The following is a 17,610-nucleotide window of genomic DNA, read 5'->3' as shown; positions in this document are numbered from 1 at the left end:
TTCCATATTTAGGGTAAACTTAATTTGAGTCATATCAATTTCTCCTTTACGGTTTTTCGTGGTTGAAAACATTGTAACCAGAAATTGATATGGCTTATTCTTTTTACACAATTATATGGACTTTATCCCCTAAAGTATAGAAAATACTGATTTCAATGAAAATAAGGGCCTTTGAGTTCCTTAAAAGATTCTACTCAACTAAACTTTTCAATTAAATTTAGCACTATAAAAAGTCGTCCCCTATCTTCAACTTAGTTTTAAATCCTCTACTTACATCCACTTCCCTTTCCTATTTCACAGACTTCCAAATTGTCCAGCAATCTTGCTCGACTATATTTACATCAGCTGGTAAAGCATCATCAATATGACTTACTAATCGATGTAACTCTTTATCATTTAATTCATGTAAAATACTTCTTCCAGTTCGCTCCCTTACATCTTGAAGTAATGGCTCTTTGGTGTCGTACACTTTTCTTGTTTCCCATAACTTGACTTCTTCAATGTGTTTAAACCCAACTTCTTTCAGCATTTCTTTTACCACATGACTTTCATGTCTGCGACTCGTTTCTTTTTCAATTAGTTTCGGAAACAACTCAAAGAAATACCCTCTAATATGACGATCAGAACCAGCTAATAAGCAGTCTTCAGGTGTACGGTCTTGAATGATATAAAATCCACCGTCCTTTAAGACGCGATATCCCTCTGTAAAACACGCACGTAAATCTTTTAGATGGTGGATCAATGCCCTTTCAAGTAGCAGATCATAACTTTTACTTTCAACTCCTGTTTTAAATGCACTACCATGCTGAAACGAGATATTTGGATAGTCTTTACAATTTTCTCTCGCATCTCCAAGCATCGCTTCTGAAAAATCAACGCCTGTAACAAAATCAATCCCCATGTCAGAAAGGGCCTGAGAATAAATGCCCCCGCCACACCCTACATCTAAAGCTACAGATACATCTTCTATCGGTACAAGTTTCTGTATCGCTTCAGTCCATGATTGGTCCGCCTTCCGTGTCGTATAACTTCCTTTATTTTTCTTATTATGAAAATCGATGCCCATTGCAATTCCCCCATTCCAGTAAAATACAAATCTCGTTATAACCGCTGGATCACGTTCATTAACATAAATTTAACGCCTTTTCTTTCGTACGCAAAATCGTTAAACGTCCCAATGACATACGTATCGAGCGCAGGGTGATAAAACATATAAGACCCTGTTGCACCTGCATGGCCCCATACTTGAAATTTTTTTGGCATAAGTAGCGGCACAGGTTTGAACTGCATAATCCCATAGCCATAGTCAATGCCAACGCCATATTTCACTTTATCACTCATCATTATCTTGAGCGTTTCTTTTTTCACTAAATGATGCGTGGTTAAAGCTTTCATAAATTTCAGCAAATCTTCTCCCGTCGATACGACACCGCCACCGGCATAGTCGATCCCTGCATATCCTTTATAATTGGTGATCTTATTTTGATTGGCATAGAAGTCTGCGACAGCTGTAGTTTGTTTATCTAGTGGTTCGGAATCGTATAATATAGATGAATTCATCATTTCGAGAGGTTCGTAAATATATTGTGTGATCGCTTCATGGAAAGGCAAGTTAGTAAGGTTTTCAATGATTAACCCCAATAGATGGTAGTTTGTGTCTGTATAATTAAATTTAGTACCAGGAGGAGCGATAGGATGTTGATGATTTTTAGCCCAAGTGATTGTCTCCTCAGGACTCATGTAGAAATCCGGATCGTTAAGAAGTTGTTCGAATAATGGTCGGAAATTGTCGGGTAAGCCAGATGTATGATTTAATAGATGTTTTATTTTGATTTGATGCGAATAGTCGTTCCCGTTGAATACATGTAATTTTTCAATTAGTGAGTCCTCTAAATACTTACTGATATGGTCATCGTACGTTAACTTCCCTTTTTCAACCAACATACCGATGAGGACGGATGTAAAGGTTTTCCCTACACTAGCCATATAGACGGGTTGATTCGAATCGCTCAGTCCTTCCTGAATATTTAAATGAATATCGTTTGTGTCTGAATGAACGAGTAAGCAAGCACTTTTTACGTTTTGGTCTTTTTGGACTTGTTTCCGAAATGACTTTTCAATGGACTGGATCCCTTTTTCAGGTGATTTCGTTTTCATTATTTTTCCCCCATGTTTAATTTCCTAAGTCTACTTTAAAGCTTTAATGATACGGATCATCGCATGGAATGCCGCACTGTGACCGAACCCGCTTAATTGGTTGATGGTCCCTGTAAAATACAGGTCCCGTTCTGGATTGTAAAAGGCAAATGCGCCCGACTGTCCCCAAAACCCTAACACCTCTTGTATGGGGCGTAAAGGTGAGACTAACCGAGGAGTCCATAGCTTTTCTAGACCAATTCCATAGTAAAATTGTCCAGGAAAAAAGACCATATTCCATTGCTTCAGTTCCTCGATTTCTCCTTTTGGGAAAAAGCGGCCGGCAAAGAACGCTTTCATAAAGATCATCGTTTCTTTAGCGGTAGACACAATTCCACCTTCTGAAGGGATGGAAGTAAGATAGTTCGGCAGGTGTATTTTATTAGATTTATAGTTTAAGGATACAGGTTTTGTGTCATTTACATCTTCGTACACGTACGTTTTCGATAAGTTTAGCTCTTCGAAAATATAGGTCCGGAATACGTCCGCCATGCTCATTCCCGTTACCTTCTCTATAATTCTACCTAGTAACTTATAGTTCGTATCGCAATAGTTTACTTTGCCCTTTTGTCCTGGGGCGAACTTCGGTTTTAATCCTTTTACAAGAGTTACTGTTTCTTCCAGTGTCCATTTCTGATCTTTTCCTTTCATAAGCTCTGAGGCTACTGACTCTCCACTCGGTTGTTTGTAAGCAAAATAGTCTGGTAATCCTGAAGTATTAGAGATTAAATGTTTAATCGTGAGGTCTTTGGAATAATCGAATCCGTTTAAAACATGGAGACGATCCATGATATCCGCTGAAAAATAATTTGAAATCGGATCTTCCAATGCCAACTTTTTCTCCGCTCTTAGTTTTAATACAACCGCTGTCATATAAAATTTAGTGACACTAGCGATGAAATATTGATCGTCTACATTCAGGTTGCCGGCAGCTCCTTCCCATGAAAAATCTTTTCCTTGCTCTACACACAGAATTGCTCCAAAGTTGTTTTTCTTTTTAACCATTTGCCTTACTGTTTGTTGTAGGAACACATCGTCCAATTTTTTCCCCATCGTTCTCCTCCTCAAAAACTGAAAATATACAAAACAACTTCCCATGACCAACCATTATCCTTTTTCTTTTCTTAATCTGGTCGCACTTATAATGTCTTCGGCAGCACTTCCGGATAGCTCTATCATCTGATCCATCGTCAACTCCTTTGGCAATAATCGATTAGCCACCATCATCGTCAAGCCCAATTGAAATGCTCTCATTTTTAAAAAAATCATCATCAGTTCTTCATCTGTAAATCCTTCTAGCGTCGGATCTTGTTTCATCAGGGACACAAAGTCCATTTCTTGGTCGTATTCTTGGATATACTCGTTCGGATTCAATGCTAAATCCCTTACAAGTACCGGGTACTCTTCGGCAAATTTAAGACTGGCTATACCAAGATCTTTGAAGGGGTTCCCTGAATTTTGTTCTTTTATTTTTTGTTCACTTAATTCCATTACTTTTTTCATCACTGCACGCTTAAGATCTTCTACATCCGTAAAATTCACATAAATAGGTGCGATGGAACTTCCAAGTCGATCGGCTACCTTACGAATGCTGATGTGGCTGAGACCTTCATTCTTTGCGATTTCAAAAGCTGCATCGATAATTTGCGATTGAGAAAACTTCTTCTTTGGCGGCATATATGACAAGCACTCCTCTTTTTATATCACTCGATATATAACAGGTGTTATTTAATAATTATTATACATATTATTCCTTTTGTGTAAAGCCTATTTTGAAAATTCTAATTAGAGCAGGTTATTGTAGTAACAGGTACATTGGAATGGGTTAGTAATGAAAAATTGGGAAAATGATATATGTAGTATGGAGCTATCTCTGGTGACGATGACAACTGCATCAACAGAAAGGTCTTAGAGTGAGGCGCATTGCAGTTAATGCTAAGGGCACTGAGAGGCCTTTATTTAGAGAAAAACCGACTGATAAGCAGTTATGCGGACTTGAGAGGCCCTTATTTGCTCAAATACATGTGATTTAAAGTGAAAAATCATGAAATAAGAGCCCTGGAGTTCCCTAAAGTACAATAAAAACTAATTTTTATGAAAATAAGGGCCTGTGAGTGCCTTGCTTATTGTTTTACATAAGTCCACCTTTGAGAAATTAGCTTTTAAATAAAATAAAGAAGCAAGGGGAATTCCCTTGCTTCTTATTAGGCGCACCACTGAATAGGTTTATCTGTTCGTTTAATAAGAATAGTAGTGTAAGACAAAAAAGATATTAAAATTTGGTCCAAAGTGATTTTTTAGATCGTTTACTTTTAATATACAAAAGGAGTAGCAAGTTGAGGCTATAAACAACAATGTATACTAAAAATGACATATAACTTTTCCAGCCATTAAATGTAAAGACATTGAGTTCCACTGCAACCCATTCCAAAATTGTGGTTAAAAATGCACATACAATAATAAAAAGAACAATTTGTTTTTTGGAAAAAGCTCGAGGCTTAAAGTAATTCATGGCAAAATAGGCAAAGGGAAAATAACCAAAGAAAAACATAATAAAATCAAAAATTTCATGTTCCAGTCGATCCATAGTATCATATAACTCTACCGGTGGGACGGCAAGTGACATATCTGCTGTAAACACTAAATACACATTTAGAGTCCAAATCAGAAAAATTTCAAGAGCGCTTAGATGTCTCTGGATAGCAAATACTAAAATCCAGACAAATACTAATAGAATAATGACGAATATTTCATTTTCATCCATTTTTTTGGGCGGGTAAAGTAACATTAGACAGTCAGCTCTTTTATAATTAATTTCCTAAGAATTTTTGCGTATAAGGCAGTAAAAATAATAACTCCAAGGTAGCGTAAAAATTCATAAAATGTGTTCCATTGAACAAATTCTAAGAATCCCACTTTAATAAATAGCAATTCAAAAGAAACTAGACTAGAAATTAATAATGTTACAATGATGCCTTTGCTGAAGAATTTTAAATTAGAATAGATAATAAATATGCACCAAATCACTATTATTGGTTTAGTCCAGATGGATGCTAATTTTTGTGTCCATAAACTAATGGCTTGATCGGGACTTTGTGTGAATTTTAAATTAAGGTTAATTAAAATACCTGAAAATTCAATTAAAATATTTGATGACATATAGCACCCAATAATGCTCAACCAATTCATTTTTTGTTTCAGGATGTATAGTGAAGTCATTAACAATATGGTTAAGATGATGAATGTCCATAATATTAACATAGCTTAGTTCTCCCACCGTAAGTTTTCAAATTAATCATTCCATTTTTCTACATTAATGATTAGTATGACCGTTATTTATTTATTTATATATTTAATGTCAAAGAGACGACCTGAAATTTGTTGAGATTATTTCCGTTGTTATACAACTCTACAATTATTGGTAAATTAAAAGCTAGGGTATTTAATGGGGGACCACAACTAAAGAAAGACCTTTTTGAGAGTTCCCAACCAATCTAGTTTTTTAGAAGTAAAGTGTGGTAATGCTAAGCGGACTGAGAGGCTCTTATTTAGAGGAAAACCGACTGTTTGTGAAGTTAAGCGGACTGAGAGGCCCTTATTTGCTCAAATACCTGTGATTTTAAGCGGAAAATGAAGAAATAAGGGCCTTGGAGTCCTCTAAAGTACTGAAACTACTAATTTTAATGAATATAAGGGCCTGTTAGTCCGTTAAAATGTTCTACTGTCACCAATTAAGTAAAAGGCCGTGCGCTAACAGCAACGATTTTTACCTGATGAATTCCAATAAAAAAAGCCTCCCCCCTAATAGTGGAGACAGACGTTCTTCATATATGGTCAGGCAGATCTTCCGCTGCCCTACTTAGAAAATTTATTGTAGATCTTTTTAGCATACTGTTTAAACGACTTGGTTTCTTTTGTCTGTCGTTCCTCTAATAAGTCGTCTAATTTGGCACCTTTCGTTTGCTCCTCAATTTCTTTTTCAACTTCTAAAGGATCAAATCCGGCATTCCGCAACATTTGATAAGCCATCTTTGTTTCCTGGGGCATTCCTGGCAGAACATCTTTAAACACGATCGGTTTCCCCATGCCCTTCAAGTTATCGAGTTCCCCATTTTTGATGGCTGCCTTAATTTTATCCTCAGCTACAATCCAAATTGCATCCACCGTCGACACCCCTTTCAATTTATAACATTTACTACATAGAGTGTTCATTACAAGTCTTTAAAATCGTTCATGCTAATAACGGCATATCTAATATTATATAATCAAGGCGAACAAGAAATCGATAATAAAAAAATGTAAATAGTATGGGTCTTAAAAGTACTCTCACCCTATTTAAGAAGAGTACAGTTTAAGCTACAAGATCATACCTTCGCGATAACCACTGGTGTTTACAGATATCCTTAAAGGAAGAAAAGGAACTGTCGATATCCTGGCTGAAACCAAACTAAAAGGACAAGATGCATTAATAATTGTTCATATCGAACCACAATCCTATTATGATAGTCATTTCAACGACCGTATGTTCTTCTATTTTAGTCGCCTATACGAAACTTACCGCCGTCCGATTGTACCAATTGCCATATTTAGTTACGATCAACCGAGACGCGAAGTGGATCACTTTATTATTCATTTCCCTTTTAAAAAAGTACTTTCATTCAATTACCTTACTGTTCATTTGAAAAATAAAAACTGGCGTGAATATATTAATCAACCAAATCCTGTAGCGCTTGCGTTATTAGGGAAAATGGGCTACGATCAAAGTGAAAAAGTAATGATAAAACTTCAGTTTTTACGGATGCTGCTCAAGCTTGAACTTGATCCGGCACGACAACAATTAGTCGCTGGTATTTTTGAAAACTATTTTAATAGTAGAATAGAAGTACCGCCTTGCACACCCTAAAAAGTGACACATTTCAATACTCATTCCCATTTCTTCTATTGCCTCTCGCTTCAAACATTCTTCGTGTGTCTCATTGTTTTCTATACCACCACCTGGAAGAAAAAACTTCTCATCACTCGTTTGAATAATCGCAACTTTTTTTCTTTCGTCTTTGAACATAAGGCCGTATACAGCAGGTCTCCATATGTATTCTTGACCAAACTTCCTTTTTACCAAATGTAATGATACTCATAAGAAAAAACGACCCCCTCTTCCACTCATTCTTATTAAACCAATTACGTCATTAGCACATCAATTGATATGATAATTCTTTAATTCAAGTTTTTTTGGTTAGACAAAAGATAAAGTGATCATCAGGATTCCAAACGTGCAGATGATCAGCAATGTAACCGCGCAGCCACAGCTCGCCTTTCATTCGTCTAAGGTAAAAGCCTTTCGGAAATTCATCCTCTTCAGCGATTATCTCAGATGCTATTGTGATGGAACCCGTTGGAGCTTGATGTTGCTGTGAAGGACTTACCGAACAACTTTCAGGCTGATCCATGTACTCTAGCCTTAAGTAAGGCCCGAGTTCAAGCGGACACAAATCCAATCCGAGTTCGCTCGCTCTCTTAAAAACCTGATCCGTAGTACCTCCATCAGGAAAGCCCAAGTCCATAACGGTTAGTTCAACGGTCTTCAATCTGTACTTTGTATTAGAAGTAGGAAATCTCTCATCAGAAAATAGCCTATCTCCATACTCATTCATCAAGATGGAGTATTGTTGCATTTTCGCATATAGCTGCGATTTCGTTAATCCGCCAACCTCTATTGTTCTAGTAATCATTGGACAATCAGGATATATTCCCATTTGTTGGTCACTCCTTACTTAGTCAATACCTGGATTAAATCTAGTTACCTACTATGTCCTTAATAATTCAAGGTATTATAACTCTTTAGTAAAAAAACATAAATCATGCAGATGTTGAAAGCCGACTTTTTTATATAAATTAATGGCCTTTTGATGATTGGAATTAACGCACAGTTGAATAGACTTTATATTTTTAATCGTAAATAGCCAATTTAAAGCCGCCGATAATAATTGACGCCCATGCCCACTCCCACGTTCAGTTTCTTTTACCGCAAAAAATTCAATACTTGCTTCTCCATAAGCGGGTTCTGCTTCTACATAAATATATCCACATAAATCATTGTTATTTTCAATAATAAACACTTTTCTAAACTCATTCATTCGGTCAATAATTTGTTCACCGCTATAATACGTATCAGGAAAATTTGCATCATGCAAGTGGATCATATCTTTAAAATAGACTTCGCTTAATTCTACAATCGAAACGTCTTCTAATTCACTTTTTCTATTTATGCTGAAATCCAATATTGTTTGTTCACTATGCTTATTAAATGAGAGATCATTAGCTACCTCTAGCACTCTTTTATTTTTCTTATTTGGAAATAGACTTATCGAACTTATTTTATCTGGTATTAACTCACTCAACTGTTCCCACATAGCCGGAACAATATCCCATTTATTTTCTTTAATGAACGGTCCCCATATCTCAGCACAATTCCCTTCAAGATCGGCATCAAACCCTAAAACCCCAATCAACTCATTATGTTCATATGCAGTTAGAAAACTTTTGTTGTAAGGTATATCTGTAATGTCTTCTATAATTGAATTGGTTATCTCTACACTATCTTTTCCACAGTAGCCAATATGGGAATGTTCGTTCTGGTTCAACTCTGAAATAAATGTAGAGACCGATTTAATTTCCTCTTCTATCATTAAGGATATGTTCACCATATCGTAATCTCCTCCCGATTGATCACATTCTAAGCAATCTGGTAGATTTATCCCTTTTAACCATAATAAATATATACTAACATTAACTCCCTTTTTATTATAACAAAAAGAAAAAGCGTCCCTGTAGCAAGAACGCACGTTAGTTTAATAGGTTTCAGCTCAAATGTTGAAGTTTATTTTTGTTCGACTTGCTTCACATGATACTCCATTGCTTCATTTAACCATTTTTGTTCATCGTCTGTGAAAGGTGAGGTTGTATTTTCTATTTCTTGAAGATCTAGCTCTTCAACGTCAGCATCGGCTAGCTTTTGCATTACCTCCTCACCAAGAAATGCAAAAGAGGCTTCCAAATAGTCCTTAACCATCGCTTGAACTTCCAAATCCTCTACTGGCTTACCAAATAATTGTTTCACTTTTTTAGACAACTGAATAAAAGTTTTATCTAAAGCGATTTTGTCTTCTTCCGACTTCTTGGATAACTCTTCTGCGACATCCGTTAACATTTGTCGTTCCATCCACTCTTTGTGCATCTCTTCCGTATGCATACCGTGAATTAGACTAAATAATACGGTGCTATCCACTTCCCCTTCTTCCTCAACTAACCGAATGACTCTTTTAATCGCTTTTATGGATTGTTCGATTTTTTCCTTTTCTTTTTCTAATGCTTGCAACTGAAGAGATAAACTCTCATTTAATTCAACGGTAAAACTTGTTTCATCTAACAAACTAATGATGTCATCTAAGCTATACCCTAAGAACTTTAAACTTAGGATTTTTTGTAAATTGATAATATCTTGATAATTGTAAATGCGGTGCCCTGAAGAAGGATTTTTTTCTGGTCGTAATAAACCAATTTCATCATAATAATGCAGCGTACGAATAGATACTCCTGTCTTATTTGAAAATTCACCAATGGAAAACGTATTATTCTTGTTCATCAATATCCCTCCCAATAAATTTATAATTTAATTATAGAACCTCACGTAACTAGAGGTTCAAGAGGAAATTTGAATTTAGCTTAACTTATTTTAAAAGTTTGAATTAAACACGGTTCATCATCAATTATGTCTTCTTTTTCTTCAAAGTGAATATTGAAATCAGTATAAATCTTTTTCCAAAAGCAAACAGCAGGTGCATTTTCGACAAGCTCAATAACAAAATATTCCCCTTGCTTTTCTTGAAATAATTTTTCAAGAGCTTGTTTACCAAACCCTTTGCCTTTGTATTTGTTCAATATAAACAAATCATTTATTCCAAAGTCCTTATCCTTTTTCAAAAAAGGGCGCTCTAATAATAATATAAAGCCTATAATGCTTTTTTCCTTTTTAATAAAATACGGTGAGATTCCATCAACTTCCCAAAACTTCTCTAGATCCTCATATTCAAAAAAACCATCTGCTCCAATGTCAATAAATGAAGTGAATTTTGAAAGGTCATGGAGATACAAAGAGTAGAGGTTTCTTAAAATATGTTTTTCCGTTTCTAGTACGCCTTCTAATGTTATACACATTTCGTCATTTCCCCTTTACCATTCTTCTCGATATACGATACAAATAAATTCATATAATCATATTTTAACATAAAATTCCATAGCAGCCTTCATAGTCTTTGTAAACTTCAGAAAAAAGCACTTCTTCTAATTGAAGAAATGCTCTCTTAGTAAAAACAACTCACCAACAATGAGTTGTTTGTGCTTTGTACCTAGCGACGTCCCTCTAAATCTTTCTTTCTTACGGGACATTAGACGGTGAATTCATTAGTGCTGCTCTTTAGACAATTATCAAACTATGGCATAGTCATTTTAGAAGATATTTGACATAGCAAAGTTGTTTTAGAGCAGGCTTAAAGCAGCTGTAAAGAGTTCCCGTGGAAATAGGGACCTGGAAAGCCCTTATTTATATAAAAATCATCGTTTTTATGAATTAGGAGCACTGAGAGGCTCTTATTTACACAATTTCATGTGATATTGACGAATATTTCTTGGAATAAGGGCCTGTGAGTTCCCTAATTTGATCAAAAAGGTATTTTGTTCTCAGATAAGGGCTTCTAAGTGCCCTTATCACTAAGCATATTAATTTTTTTGTTTTGTATAACTCCACGCTAGAATGGAATAAGTAGAAAATTAGTATCTACTAAAAATATGCCCTAAGATATCAGGTCATTATAAAAAAGAAATTAGTTTGAGATTTTCACTTTAAAAGAGTCAAACTCTACCGGCTGGATCATATGCCCTTTATATTCTAATTCCTTTTCGTTGCCGTCTTCGTCTATTTCCACTGCACCGCCTGCAGATGGAATGACTACATAAGGAGTAATGGTCAGTTCAGTAACATCAGAACCAATCGGATCGAATTGCTTATTACTCTTGAACTGTAACTTATCCTTCACCCTTTCACCTGTTACGCCACCGGAGCGACCTGTAATTTCATTTCCATCTTGATCAACTACCAAGAATTCGATATTTCCTCCTCGACTTAGATCAAAATCCGTTTCCTCTTCCAAACTCTCGTAAGCTATACTTACACCTGTTTTACTAATAGACATTTCTTTAACAGTTAGGGTCAAACCATCTACCGTTTGTGAATGTTGAACAGGGATATTATGAATGTCAGAAATTTTTTCAACAGGAGTTGAGAAGTACCACGTTTCCCCGTTTTTTCCATGTAACATCAGTCCTAGTTCGAACTCCTCCGGTAAACCTTCCTTTACATTGATTTCTTGAATAGCAGTCAAAGTGGTTGGCGAAAGCATCTCTTCACCGTAACTTCCAGAGGCTGCGGCAGGGAATTTTCCATTAATCGTAAAATCCATCCCAGCGCCAAAATAAAATTCATCGAGTTCCTTATCAGATTCAATAAAAAGGCCAATCGTAATATTGTTTTGATCATACAAGATTTCATCAAGCGTAACGGAAATTCCATTGATCGTCTGTGTTTCACCAATTTCACTCGTCAACCCATTCTTTTGAGCTTGTTGTAAACCGATCAGGTCAGAATTCCCGAATACAGAGCCGATAATCGGTAGTTGGAACAAGCTGCTTGCCAAAGCGGGTGAATAGTAAGACGAACCAACCAATAGTCCAAAAATGGCCGCGGCACTAGACAAAGCATACACTATTTTTCTTTTCCCATTAGTCATTCTAGTACGAGGTGTATTGATTTGCTCTTTAGCTTGGGTGACTCCCGAACGAATAGCTGAACGAACTTCGTTTTGTGGAAACTCCTCGAAAGGCTCATGTGACTTTTTCATTTAATTGATAACTCCTTTCTAATTCACTTTTTAATTTTTTCCGCGCTCTTCGTAAATTCGTTTTCACTGTAGCAACTGGCTTCTCCATCACCTCAGCAATATCTTTAATAGACAGGTCATGATAGTAAAATAAGATGATGGTTGTCTGATAGGATGAATTTAGCCTTGATAATGCCTCGCTCAAATGAAAAGAATCGATTTCTTCATTCTGCTTACGATCTAATCTCTTCAATAATTCACTTTCCTCATAAACAATCATTTGGTCTCGTTCTCTTAGCAGACTACAACATTCACGTATTAAAATTCGAAACAGCCACGTTGAAAAATACTCCGGATTTCGCAATTGTCCTATCGCAAGAAATGCTTTGCACGCCGTTTCCTGAATAGCATCTAAAGCATCTTCTTTTTTACCAACATAAGAAAGCGCCTTGTAATATAGCATTTTTTCTTCTTTAATAAGCAATTCTTCAAAAGCATCAGCATCTCCATTAATGGCTCTTTTTACAGTGTATAGATCGTGTTTCATCGTGTCATCACTCCCTCCTCTCACTAATTAGAGTGATACGGATATACAAAATGTTTCACCTTTTATACTTTTCTTCAATTATTTTTCATTCTATTACCTCTTAAGTGTAATTTATAGAGATAAAGACAGACACTTAATATTCGTTTAGATATTACTATAATATCTTGCTTAACTAAAAGGCCTTTTGCCGAATAGGAAAAGCTATTCTCCTTTTGAAGAATAGCTGCCTGTTATTTAGTATCCCAACTCATTTTGTCGAAAGCATAACCAAAATTTATTCCTTTAACTTCTCCATTAAAATGTCTAAATGACAGCTCTAGATTATTTTGAGTATCAACATACCCTATGATATAAATAGTCTGTTCCCGGTCTTCGTAAGTAAAATAATTTTCACCATAGGTGGCTATAACTTCTTCAATAGACGAACCTCTTTTTATTCCTAATTCACTTGAAGATCTATTATTGGTTTCAAGAATTCCTACTTGTAAAATTTCTTTTGTTTCTCTATCGACACTCATAATGATATCTTTGTTCCAATATTGATCATAATTTCTTTGGGAGGCATAGTGTTCATTAGCAGGGTGCTGCTCAAAGTCTCCATAACTGTTGGCAAAGCTAGCATCAATTATAGACATGCCCATTCGAATATCATCAATGTTTTCATTAGACAAGTTAGTGGATTTAACTTCTCTCATAACATCTTCCATAGTTTCCGAACTACATCCCGTTAATAATAATTGCATGAAAGTAAAAATACACATGATATAAATCCACTTAAAGCCCATTTATGATCCCTCGTCTTTCACACTAGTTGTGACTGTACATGAGAGTCACCTGTGTCCTTTATGTAATTACCTTAGAAAATAAGCCACGAATATGCTCTAACCCCAATAATTTTTCATAATACCATGAGACCATTTTGGTTGAGTGATCGGTTCTTTAGGAAGGAACTCTTTCATGACTGGCTTTATGTCTAAAATCGGTGTTTCATTAATACAATCAAGCCCCGACACGGTTAATTCTCTTCCTACTCTTTTAATGACCTTTACAGTTGTAAGACCTAATTGATTTGGCCTATTTTTTCCGCGTTGCGCTAGTATTCCAACTTTAGGAAGACTTTGATCATTTCTTGGGTACCTGGCACCGGTAACAATTTTATTTTCTTCTACCCTATGAAAGTGAAAAATAATGTCTGCATGAGAAAATGACTCAATTTCGTATAGTGCATCCTCCGGGAGAGAACGATCCAATACAATCTTACTAACGATCTCACCCCAGTAATCGTCTTCAATCTCGTACCTCTCATTATAAGCAATACCAATCGGATTTAATGTAATCATATCGTTTCCCCTTTCTAAATTACGACTCTACTATTTTAATTTTACTTCGCCACGTTCAATCAATAAACTATCAACCACCGATGCGAACCAAGGAAACCCTATTATTTAAACTTACTCGGATCTTCAATTCTAATTGAAACAACTTCACCACAGTTCAAACAAAAAGTGTAAATCTTATTAGACCCCATTGAGAACTTCTTTTCTAATGGTTTAATCGGCATAAAATCAGTTCCTTCTGCAAATTCAATCCCGTTGCACTTTGAACACTTAGTATCTTTCAACTACACCATCTCCTCAGTGTCTATAAAAGAATATACGGTAAACAGTACAAATAAGTTTCGGTTTTTCTTAATACTTTGTTAAAATCTAGTTATATTTTACATCCGCAACAAAAGGAACTGTCATTGCAACAGCTCCTAGTTAAAATTTAAATATGTTACCTCTTAAAACGCTTTTCGCTGATAAATGAAAGTCGTAACTCCCCAAGATAGAGCATAAAGTGTCAGAACCACAACTGTCGCTCCAGCATATAAAAACGAAGTGGATGAATTGACAATAAAATCAGTGATCGCCGTTAAATGTGTCGCTAAAAACCTGACAAAAGCTGGTCCTACCGCTGCTAAAATAAGAAAACTGACAATGACAACCATGGTAATAGAACCCTGTTTGAATATATAAAATAGCGGGAAAGTAAATGCGGCAAACACTAAGAATAAGCCTCCACCAATTGAAATATCAGTCATTGTAAACGGTCGATTAAAGACAAATAATGCTAGACTTGTAACACCAATAGCTAAAAGCATATAAATGATAGCACCTAGATAGCGGGATGCTATAATTTCGCTACGTGTGTACGGTAAGGAATTTAACAAGATATTTACCTCCGCTTTTTCATCGTAAGCGTAAGCATTAAAAGGGATAAAAATACTGGCAACGAGAAAAATGAGAGCTGGGTGTGAATCCATAATAATAAAGAATAAGATAAAAGGAATAAAGGTTATTATGAGCTTCTTTTGTAGGATCACATCTCGTCTTATTAAATTATACATAGCTTTTCCCGCCTTTCATATAATACATAATATCTTCTAGAGTTGCCGGTTCAATAACAACCGATTGACCAAAAATATCTTTTACACCTTTAATATTATCCGTCAATGCTTCAAAACCTGTTGGTGCACGATGAATACGCACAAAAGCCTTTTCTGTGTCGCTATCCAATAGGTCCAGGCCGCCTTTAACGAGTTTATAGTTTTCAGCTACGTCGTGAATCGACTGATTAAAGATTAACTCGCCTCTTTGTATAAAAGCGATATAATCCGCGATTCGGTCTAAATCTGATGTAATATGGGTTGAAAATAAAATTGTGCGACTTCCATCAACCATTAAATCCTGTAACAAACCTAGAAGTTCGCGTCTGAAAATTGGATCCAAGCCTGCTGTTGGTTCATCCATAATGATCAGCTCTGCATGATGTGACAAGGCGATCGCAAGCGATGCCTTCATTTGCATTCCTTTTGAGAACGTTTTTATGGCTTTATTAAGTGGTAGTTCGAATTGTTCCACATATTGATAAAACAATGGATCATCCCAGCGTTTGTAAGCGGGTCCAACAATACGCTTGATATCTTTTAAGTTCATTCCTTCATAAAACACATTGCCATCGTATACAAACCCAATGCGCTCCTTGATCGCCTTCTCATGCGTTTTGTAGTCCAAACCGAAAAGCTCAATCTCTCCGTCATCTGGTTTTATCAGATTCATCATCATTTTAATCGTTGTCGACTTACCAGCGCCATTGGCTCCAATGAACCCTGTTACAAAGCCTTGCTTCACCTGTAAATCTATATTTTTTACGGAAAAATCTTTATAGTTTTTCGTAACATTCCTTAAGTCAACCACATTTTCCATTGCGTTCACTCCTCATATAAAATCTTTAATAATTGCTGCAGTTCATCAAGTGACAGTCCTATTTCTTTGCTGTTCGTTATGACCGAACTCAATTGCTCCTCTATGACTTTCAGCTTTTTCTCTCTAATCACTTCTAGATTTTGCTCTGCGACAAAAGAACCTTTACCGACAATGGAGTAGATAAAGCCAGCCTTCTCCAATTCCTCATAAGCGCGTTTCGTCGTTATCACACTAATTTGTAAATCCTTTGCGAGCTGGCGCATTGAAGGTATCGCTTCCCCCTCCAGTAGTTCTCCAGAAAGAATAGATGATTTAATTTGATTTGTGATTTGTTCATATATCGGCTCCTTTGAACTGTTGGAGATAATTATTTGCATGCCAATCCCTCATCTTTTATTATAATGTATATATACTTTATATACATTATATACACATATATAGTTTGCTGCAACCCATTTATTTGAAATAAATGGGTATTTTAACAAAATGGCGACTCTGATGATAAGCTGGGTATAACTAGGTTTCATTCAACCTGTAAAATGGAACAAAAAAAGCATGCTTTGAAATGTATCCTCAAAACATGCTCCGATTAGAATATGTATTTGTAATAAGCGTAACGAAGTTGTAAGGTCTAGATGATCAGTGTACATAATGGTGAATGTAAATCGTGTAAAGTAATAGATACTTAAATGATATTAAATAGTGTCAATGTAGCAAGCATTAATGTAAAACCGGAAAAAATAAAATACCCAACTAAACTCTTTTCTAACATTGTAGTGCAGCCCAAAGTAAATACGCAAACTGGGTGATGATCAGCATGCTAAACTCAAATGCTGTCAGCTTTCTTTCCTTTTTCAATTTTTTTAGATGTCTATAAAAAAGAACGTGCATAGGAGCAGTAATAATACCGACAATTCGTGTATGTTTTCTAAAAGACTAACCAAAATTCGCCTCCTTATAATGCTGGGTTAATAGAACAACAACAAAAGCAATTAGACAAATGTATAAAGATTTTCATCAGTTTGTTTATAGATCTTAGTATTTAAATTATAACAAATACTGTATAGTATGTTATATATATCCTACTCAATATTATTATAGGAGGAGGGTGGAACAAGAGCTTTACGCCTTAACCTGAATGAAAACTCGATAAATATAGAAAAACAGCACGTCTGAAAGTTAATCAGTAACGTGCTGCTTAAATATGATTTTAAGTTATCTACTTATACAAAATATCGTCTCTCAGTGAAGCCACTTTACTTAAGGCCTCATCGATATCAGCTTCACTCACTCCAAAGTGTGCGAGGGCATCATGAAGATGTTTTGCAATAGCATCAAAATGCTCAGGTTGGATGTTCATTCCCTCATGAGCTTTCGCCATTGATTGACCAGAATATGTATGAGGACCTCCAAGGGCATAACTTATAAATTTGGTCTGATGAAGGCGTTGCTTTTCCATATCTGTATTTTTGAAAAAATGATTAACCGTATTATCTTTTAAAACCAATTCAGTGTAAAAATAATCTACTACTTTTGCGATGGCCTCTTCGCCACCTACTTTTTCATATAATGTTTGTCCCAATTAGTTGCACCTCTTTATTAGATTTTTCCTAATTATTGTTTTCAAATTGGTTAATTTTAAACCTGCTCCTCATAAGTTTGTAAACTTGAAACTTGATTGGCTGCT

At 35.7% G+C, this 17,610-nt stretch carries 21 protein-coding genes; 1 reads left to right on the top strand and 20 read right to left on the bottom strand.

Going from position 1 to position 17,610, the window contains the following annotated elements; translation table 11 throughout:
• Positions 1–289: 289 nt before the first annotated feature.
• The 6 genes from ACNSTQ_RS18795 to ACNSTQ_RS18770 all read right to left on the bottom strand — a co-directional run bounded on the left by ACNSTQ_RS18795 (position 290) and on the right by ACNSTQ_RS18770 (position 6,360).
• Complete coding sequence (locus ACNSTQ_RS18795; RefSeq protein ID WP_418201328.1) at positions 290–1,066, bottom strand: class I SAM-dependent methyltransferase; 777 nt, start codon at positions 1,064–1,066, stop codon at positions 290–292.
• A gap of 35 nt (positions 1,067–1,101) precedes the next feature.
• Positions 1,102–2,157 carry a serine hydrolase domain-containing protein gene (locus ACNSTQ_RS18790; protein ID WP_418201327.1) on the bottom strand — a complete coding sequence of 352 codons (1,056 nt, stop codon included), beginning with the start codon at positions 2,155–2,157 and terminating at the stop codon, positions 1,102–1,104.
• A 30-nt stretch (positions 2,158–2,187) separates the two neighbouring features.
• Entirely contained in the window at positions 2,188–3,249 is a 1,062-nt protein-coding gene (locus tag ACNSTQ_RS18785; RefSeq protein ID WP_418201326.1) for a serine hydrolase domain-containing protein, read from the bottom strand.
• A gap of 54 nt (positions 3,250–3,303) precedes the next feature.
• Positions 3,304–3,873: a TetR/AcrR family transcriptional regulator gene (locus ACNSTQ_RS18780; protein WP_418201325.1), complete on the bottom strand. Its 570-nt coding sequence runs from the start codon at positions 3,871–3,873 to the stop codon at positions 3,304–3,306.
• A gap of 595 nt (positions 3,874–4,468) precedes the next feature.
• Positions 4,469–4,984, bottom strand: coding sequence for a hypothetical protein (locus tag ACNSTQ_RS18775; RefSeq protein ID WP_418201324.1), 516 nt, complete (start codon positions 4,982–4,984; stop codon positions 4,469–4,471).
• 1,067 nt (positions 4,985–6,051) lie between these two features.
• Positions 6,052–6,360: a DUF1992 domain-containing protein gene (locus ACNSTQ_RS18770; protein ID WP_418201323.1), complete on the bottom strand. Its 309-nt coding sequence runs from the start codon at positions 6,358–6,360 to the stop codon at positions 6,052–6,054.
• A gap of 223 nt (positions 6,361–6,583) precedes the next feature.
• Here ACNSTQ_RS18770 and ACNSTQ_RS18765 point away from each other — a divergent pair, with 223 nt between their 5' ends.
• Complete coding sequence (locus tag ACNSTQ_RS18765) at positions 6,584–7,099, top strand: hypothetical protein (RefSeq protein ID WP_418201322.1); 516 nt, start codon at positions 6,584–6,586, stop codon at positions 7,097–7,099.
• On the opposite strand, the gene ACNSTQ_RS18760 is transcribed toward ACNSTQ_RS18765, so the two are convergent.
• The 14 genes from ACNSTQ_RS18760 to ACNSTQ_RS18695 form a co-directional block, all read right to left on the bottom strand.
• A complete protein-coding gene (locus ACNSTQ_RS18760; RefSeq protein ID WP_418201334.1) occupies positions 7,034–7,258 on the bottom strand; it encodes an NUDIX domain-containing protein in 225 nt (74 codons plus the stop codon). The genes ACNSTQ_RS18765 and ACNSTQ_RS18760 overlap by 66 nt on opposite strands.
• Positions 7,259–7,415: 157 nt before the next feature.
• Entirely contained in the window at positions 7,416–7,949 is a 534-nt protein-coding gene (locus tag ACNSTQ_RS18755) for a helicase (RefSeq protein ID WP_418201321.1), read from the bottom strand.
• Between the two features lie 75 nt (positions 7,950–8,024).
• Positions 8,025–8,900, bottom strand: coding sequence for an N-acetyltransferase family protein (locus ACNSTQ_RS18750; protein ID WP_418201320.1), 876 nt, complete (start codon positions 8,898–8,900; stop codon positions 8,025–8,027).
• Positions 8,901–9,073: 173 nt separating this feature from the next.
• A complete protein-coding gene (locus tag ACNSTQ_RS18745) occupies positions 9,074–9,838 on the bottom strand; it encodes a MerR family transcriptional regulator (protein ID WP_418201319.1) in 765 nt (254 codons plus the stop codon).
• Positions 9,839–9,918: 80 nt separating this feature from the next.
• Positions 9,919–10,410 carry a GNAT family N-acetyltransferase gene (locus ACNSTQ_RS18740; RefSeq protein ID WP_418201318.1) on the bottom strand — a complete coding sequence of 164 codons (492 nt, stop codon included), beginning with the start codon at positions 10,408–10,410 and terminating at the stop codon, positions 9,919–9,921.
• Between the two features lie 665 nt (positions 10,411–11,075).
• Positions 11,076–12,149, bottom strand: a complete 1,074-nt coding sequence (locus tag ACNSTQ_RS18735; protein WP_418201317.1) for a DUF4179 domain-containing protein — start codon at positions 12,147–12,149, stop codon at positions 11,076–11,078.
• Positions 12,133–12,675 (bottom strand): sigma-70 family RNA polymerase sigma factor, encoded by a 543-nt coding sequence (locus tag ACNSTQ_RS18730; RefSeq protein ID WP_418201316.1) that lies wholly within the window; start codon positions 12,673–12,675, stop codon positions 12,133–12,135. The genes ACNSTQ_RS18735 and ACNSTQ_RS18730 overlap by 17 nt, the downstream gene beginning before the upstream one ends.
• 230 nt (positions 12,676–12,905) lie before the next feature.
• Positions 12,906–13,460, bottom strand: a complete 555-nt coding sequence (locus ACNSTQ_RS18725) for a hypothetical protein (protein WP_418201315.1) — start codon at positions 13,458–13,460, stop codon at positions 12,906–12,908.
• A 96-nt stretch (positions 13,461–13,556) separates the two neighbouring features.
• Complete coding sequence (locus ACNSTQ_RS18720; RefSeq protein ID WP_418201314.1) at positions 13,557–14,015, bottom strand: SAM-dependent methyltransferase; 459 nt, start codon at positions 14,013–14,015, stop codon at positions 13,557–13,559.
• Positions 14,016–14,116: 101 nt separating this feature from the next.
• On the bottom strand, positions 14,117–14,296 hold the full coding sequence (locus ACNSTQ_RS18715; RefSeq protein WP_275118970.1) for a hypothetical protein: 180 nt from the start codon (positions 14,294–14,296) through the stop codon (positions 14,117–14,119).
• Between the two features lie 162 nt (positions 14,297–14,458).
• Positions 14,459–15,064, bottom strand: coding sequence for an ABC-2 transporter permease (locus tag ACNSTQ_RS18710; protein WP_418201313.1), 606 nt, complete (start codon positions 15,062–15,064; stop codon positions 14,459–14,461).
• Positions 15,057–15,923: an ABC transporter ATP-binding protein gene (locus tag ACNSTQ_RS18705; RefSeq protein ID WP_418201312.1), complete on the bottom strand. Its 867-nt coding sequence runs from the start codon at positions 15,921–15,923 to the stop codon at positions 15,057–15,059. The genes ACNSTQ_RS18710 and ACNSTQ_RS18705 overlap by 8 nt, the downstream gene beginning before the upstream one ends.
• Positions 15,924–15,928: 5 nt before the next feature.
• Positions 15,929–16,300, bottom strand: coding sequence for a GntR family transcriptional regulator (locus ACNSTQ_RS18700; RefSeq protein ID WP_418201311.1), 372 nt, complete (start codon positions 16,298–16,300; stop codon positions 15,929–15,931).
• Positions 16,301–17,142: 842 nt separating this feature from the next.
• Positions 17,143–17,505, bottom strand: coding sequence for a group I truncated hemoglobin (locus ACNSTQ_RS18695; RefSeq protein WP_418201310.1), 363 nt, complete (start codon positions 17,503–17,505; stop codon positions 17,143–17,145).
• Positions 17,506–17,610 lie beyond the last annotated feature (105 nt).

Origin of the sequence: Alkalihalobacterium sp. APHAB7, assembly GCF_048323755.1 — a bacterium.
Lineage (GTDB): Bacteria > Bacillota > Bacilli > Bacillales > Bacillaceae_F > Alkalihalobacterium.
Note: the sequence above shows the minus strand (reverse complement) of the source record. Positions and strands in the feature narration are given on the sequence as shown.

Bases quoted from the DNA above. Each gene is read 5' to 3' on its own strand.
- ACNSTQ_RS18795 (WP_418201328.1), bottom strand. From the start codon at position 1,066: ATGGGCATCGATTTTCATAATAAGAAAAATAAAGGAAGTTATACGACA.
- ACNSTQ_RS18790 (WP_418201327.1), bottom strand. From the start codon at position 2,157: ATGAAAACGAAATCACCTGAAAAAGGGATCCAGTCCATTGAAAAGTCA.
- ACNSTQ_RS18785 (WP_418201326.1), bottom strand. From the start codon at position 3,249: ATGGGGAAAAAATTGGACGATGTGTTCCTACAACAAACAGTAAGGCAA.
- ACNSTQ_RS18780 (WP_418201325.1), bottom strand. From the start codon at position 3,873: ATGCCGCCAAAGAAGAAGTTTTCTCAATCGCAAATTATCGATGCAGCT.
- ACNSTQ_RS18775 (WP_418201324.1), bottom strand. From the start codon at position 4,984: ATGTTACTTTACCCGCCCAAAAAAATGGATGAAAATGAAATATTCGTC.
- ACNSTQ_RS18760 (WP_418201334.1), bottom strand. From the start codon at position 7,258: ATGTTCAAAGACGAAAGAAAAAAAGTTGCGATTATTCAAACGAGTGAT.
- ACNSTQ_RS18755 (WP_418201321.1), bottom strand. From the start codon at position 7,949: ATGGGAATATATCCTGATTGTCCAATGATTACTAGAACAATAGAGGTT.
- ACNSTQ_RS18750 (WP_418201320.1), bottom strand. From the start codon at position 8,900: ATGGTGAACATATCCTTAATGATAGAAGAGGAAATTAAATCGGTCTCT.
- ACNSTQ_RS18745 (WP_418201319.1), bottom strand. From the start codon at position 9,838: ATGAACAAGAATAATACGTTTTCCATTGGTGAATTTTCAAATAAGACA.
- ACNSTQ_RS18740 (WP_418201318.1), bottom strand. From the start codon at position 10,410: ATGTGTATAACATTAGAAGGCGTACTAGAAACGGAAAAACATATTTTA.
- ACNSTQ_RS18735 (WP_418201317.1), bottom strand. From the start codon at position 12,149: ATGAAAAAGTCACATGAGCCTTTCGAGGAGTTTCCACAAAACGAAGTT.
- ACNSTQ_RS18730 (WP_418201316.1), bottom strand. From the start codon at position 12,675: ATGAAACACGATCTATACACTGTAAAAAGAGCCATTAATGGAGATGCT.
- ACNSTQ_RS18725 (WP_418201315.1), bottom strand. From the start codon at position 13,460: ATGGGCTTTAAGTGGATTTATATCATGTGTATTTTTACTTTCATGCAA.
- ACNSTQ_RS18720 (WP_418201314.1), bottom strand. From the start codon at position 14,015: ATGATTACATTAAATCCGATTGGTATTGCTTATAATGAGAGGTACGAG.
- ACNSTQ_RS18710 (WP_418201313.1), bottom strand. From the start codon at position 15,064: ATGTATAATTTAATAAGACGAGATGTGATCCTACAAAAGAAGCTCATA.
- ACNSTQ_RS18705 (WP_418201312.1), bottom strand. From the start codon at position 15,923: ATGGAAAATGTGGTTGACTTAAGGAATGTTACGAAAAACTATAAAGAT.
- ACNSTQ_RS18700 (WP_418201311.1), bottom strand. From the start codon at position 16,300: ATGCAAATAATTATCTCCAACAGTTCAAAGGAGCCGATATATGAACAA.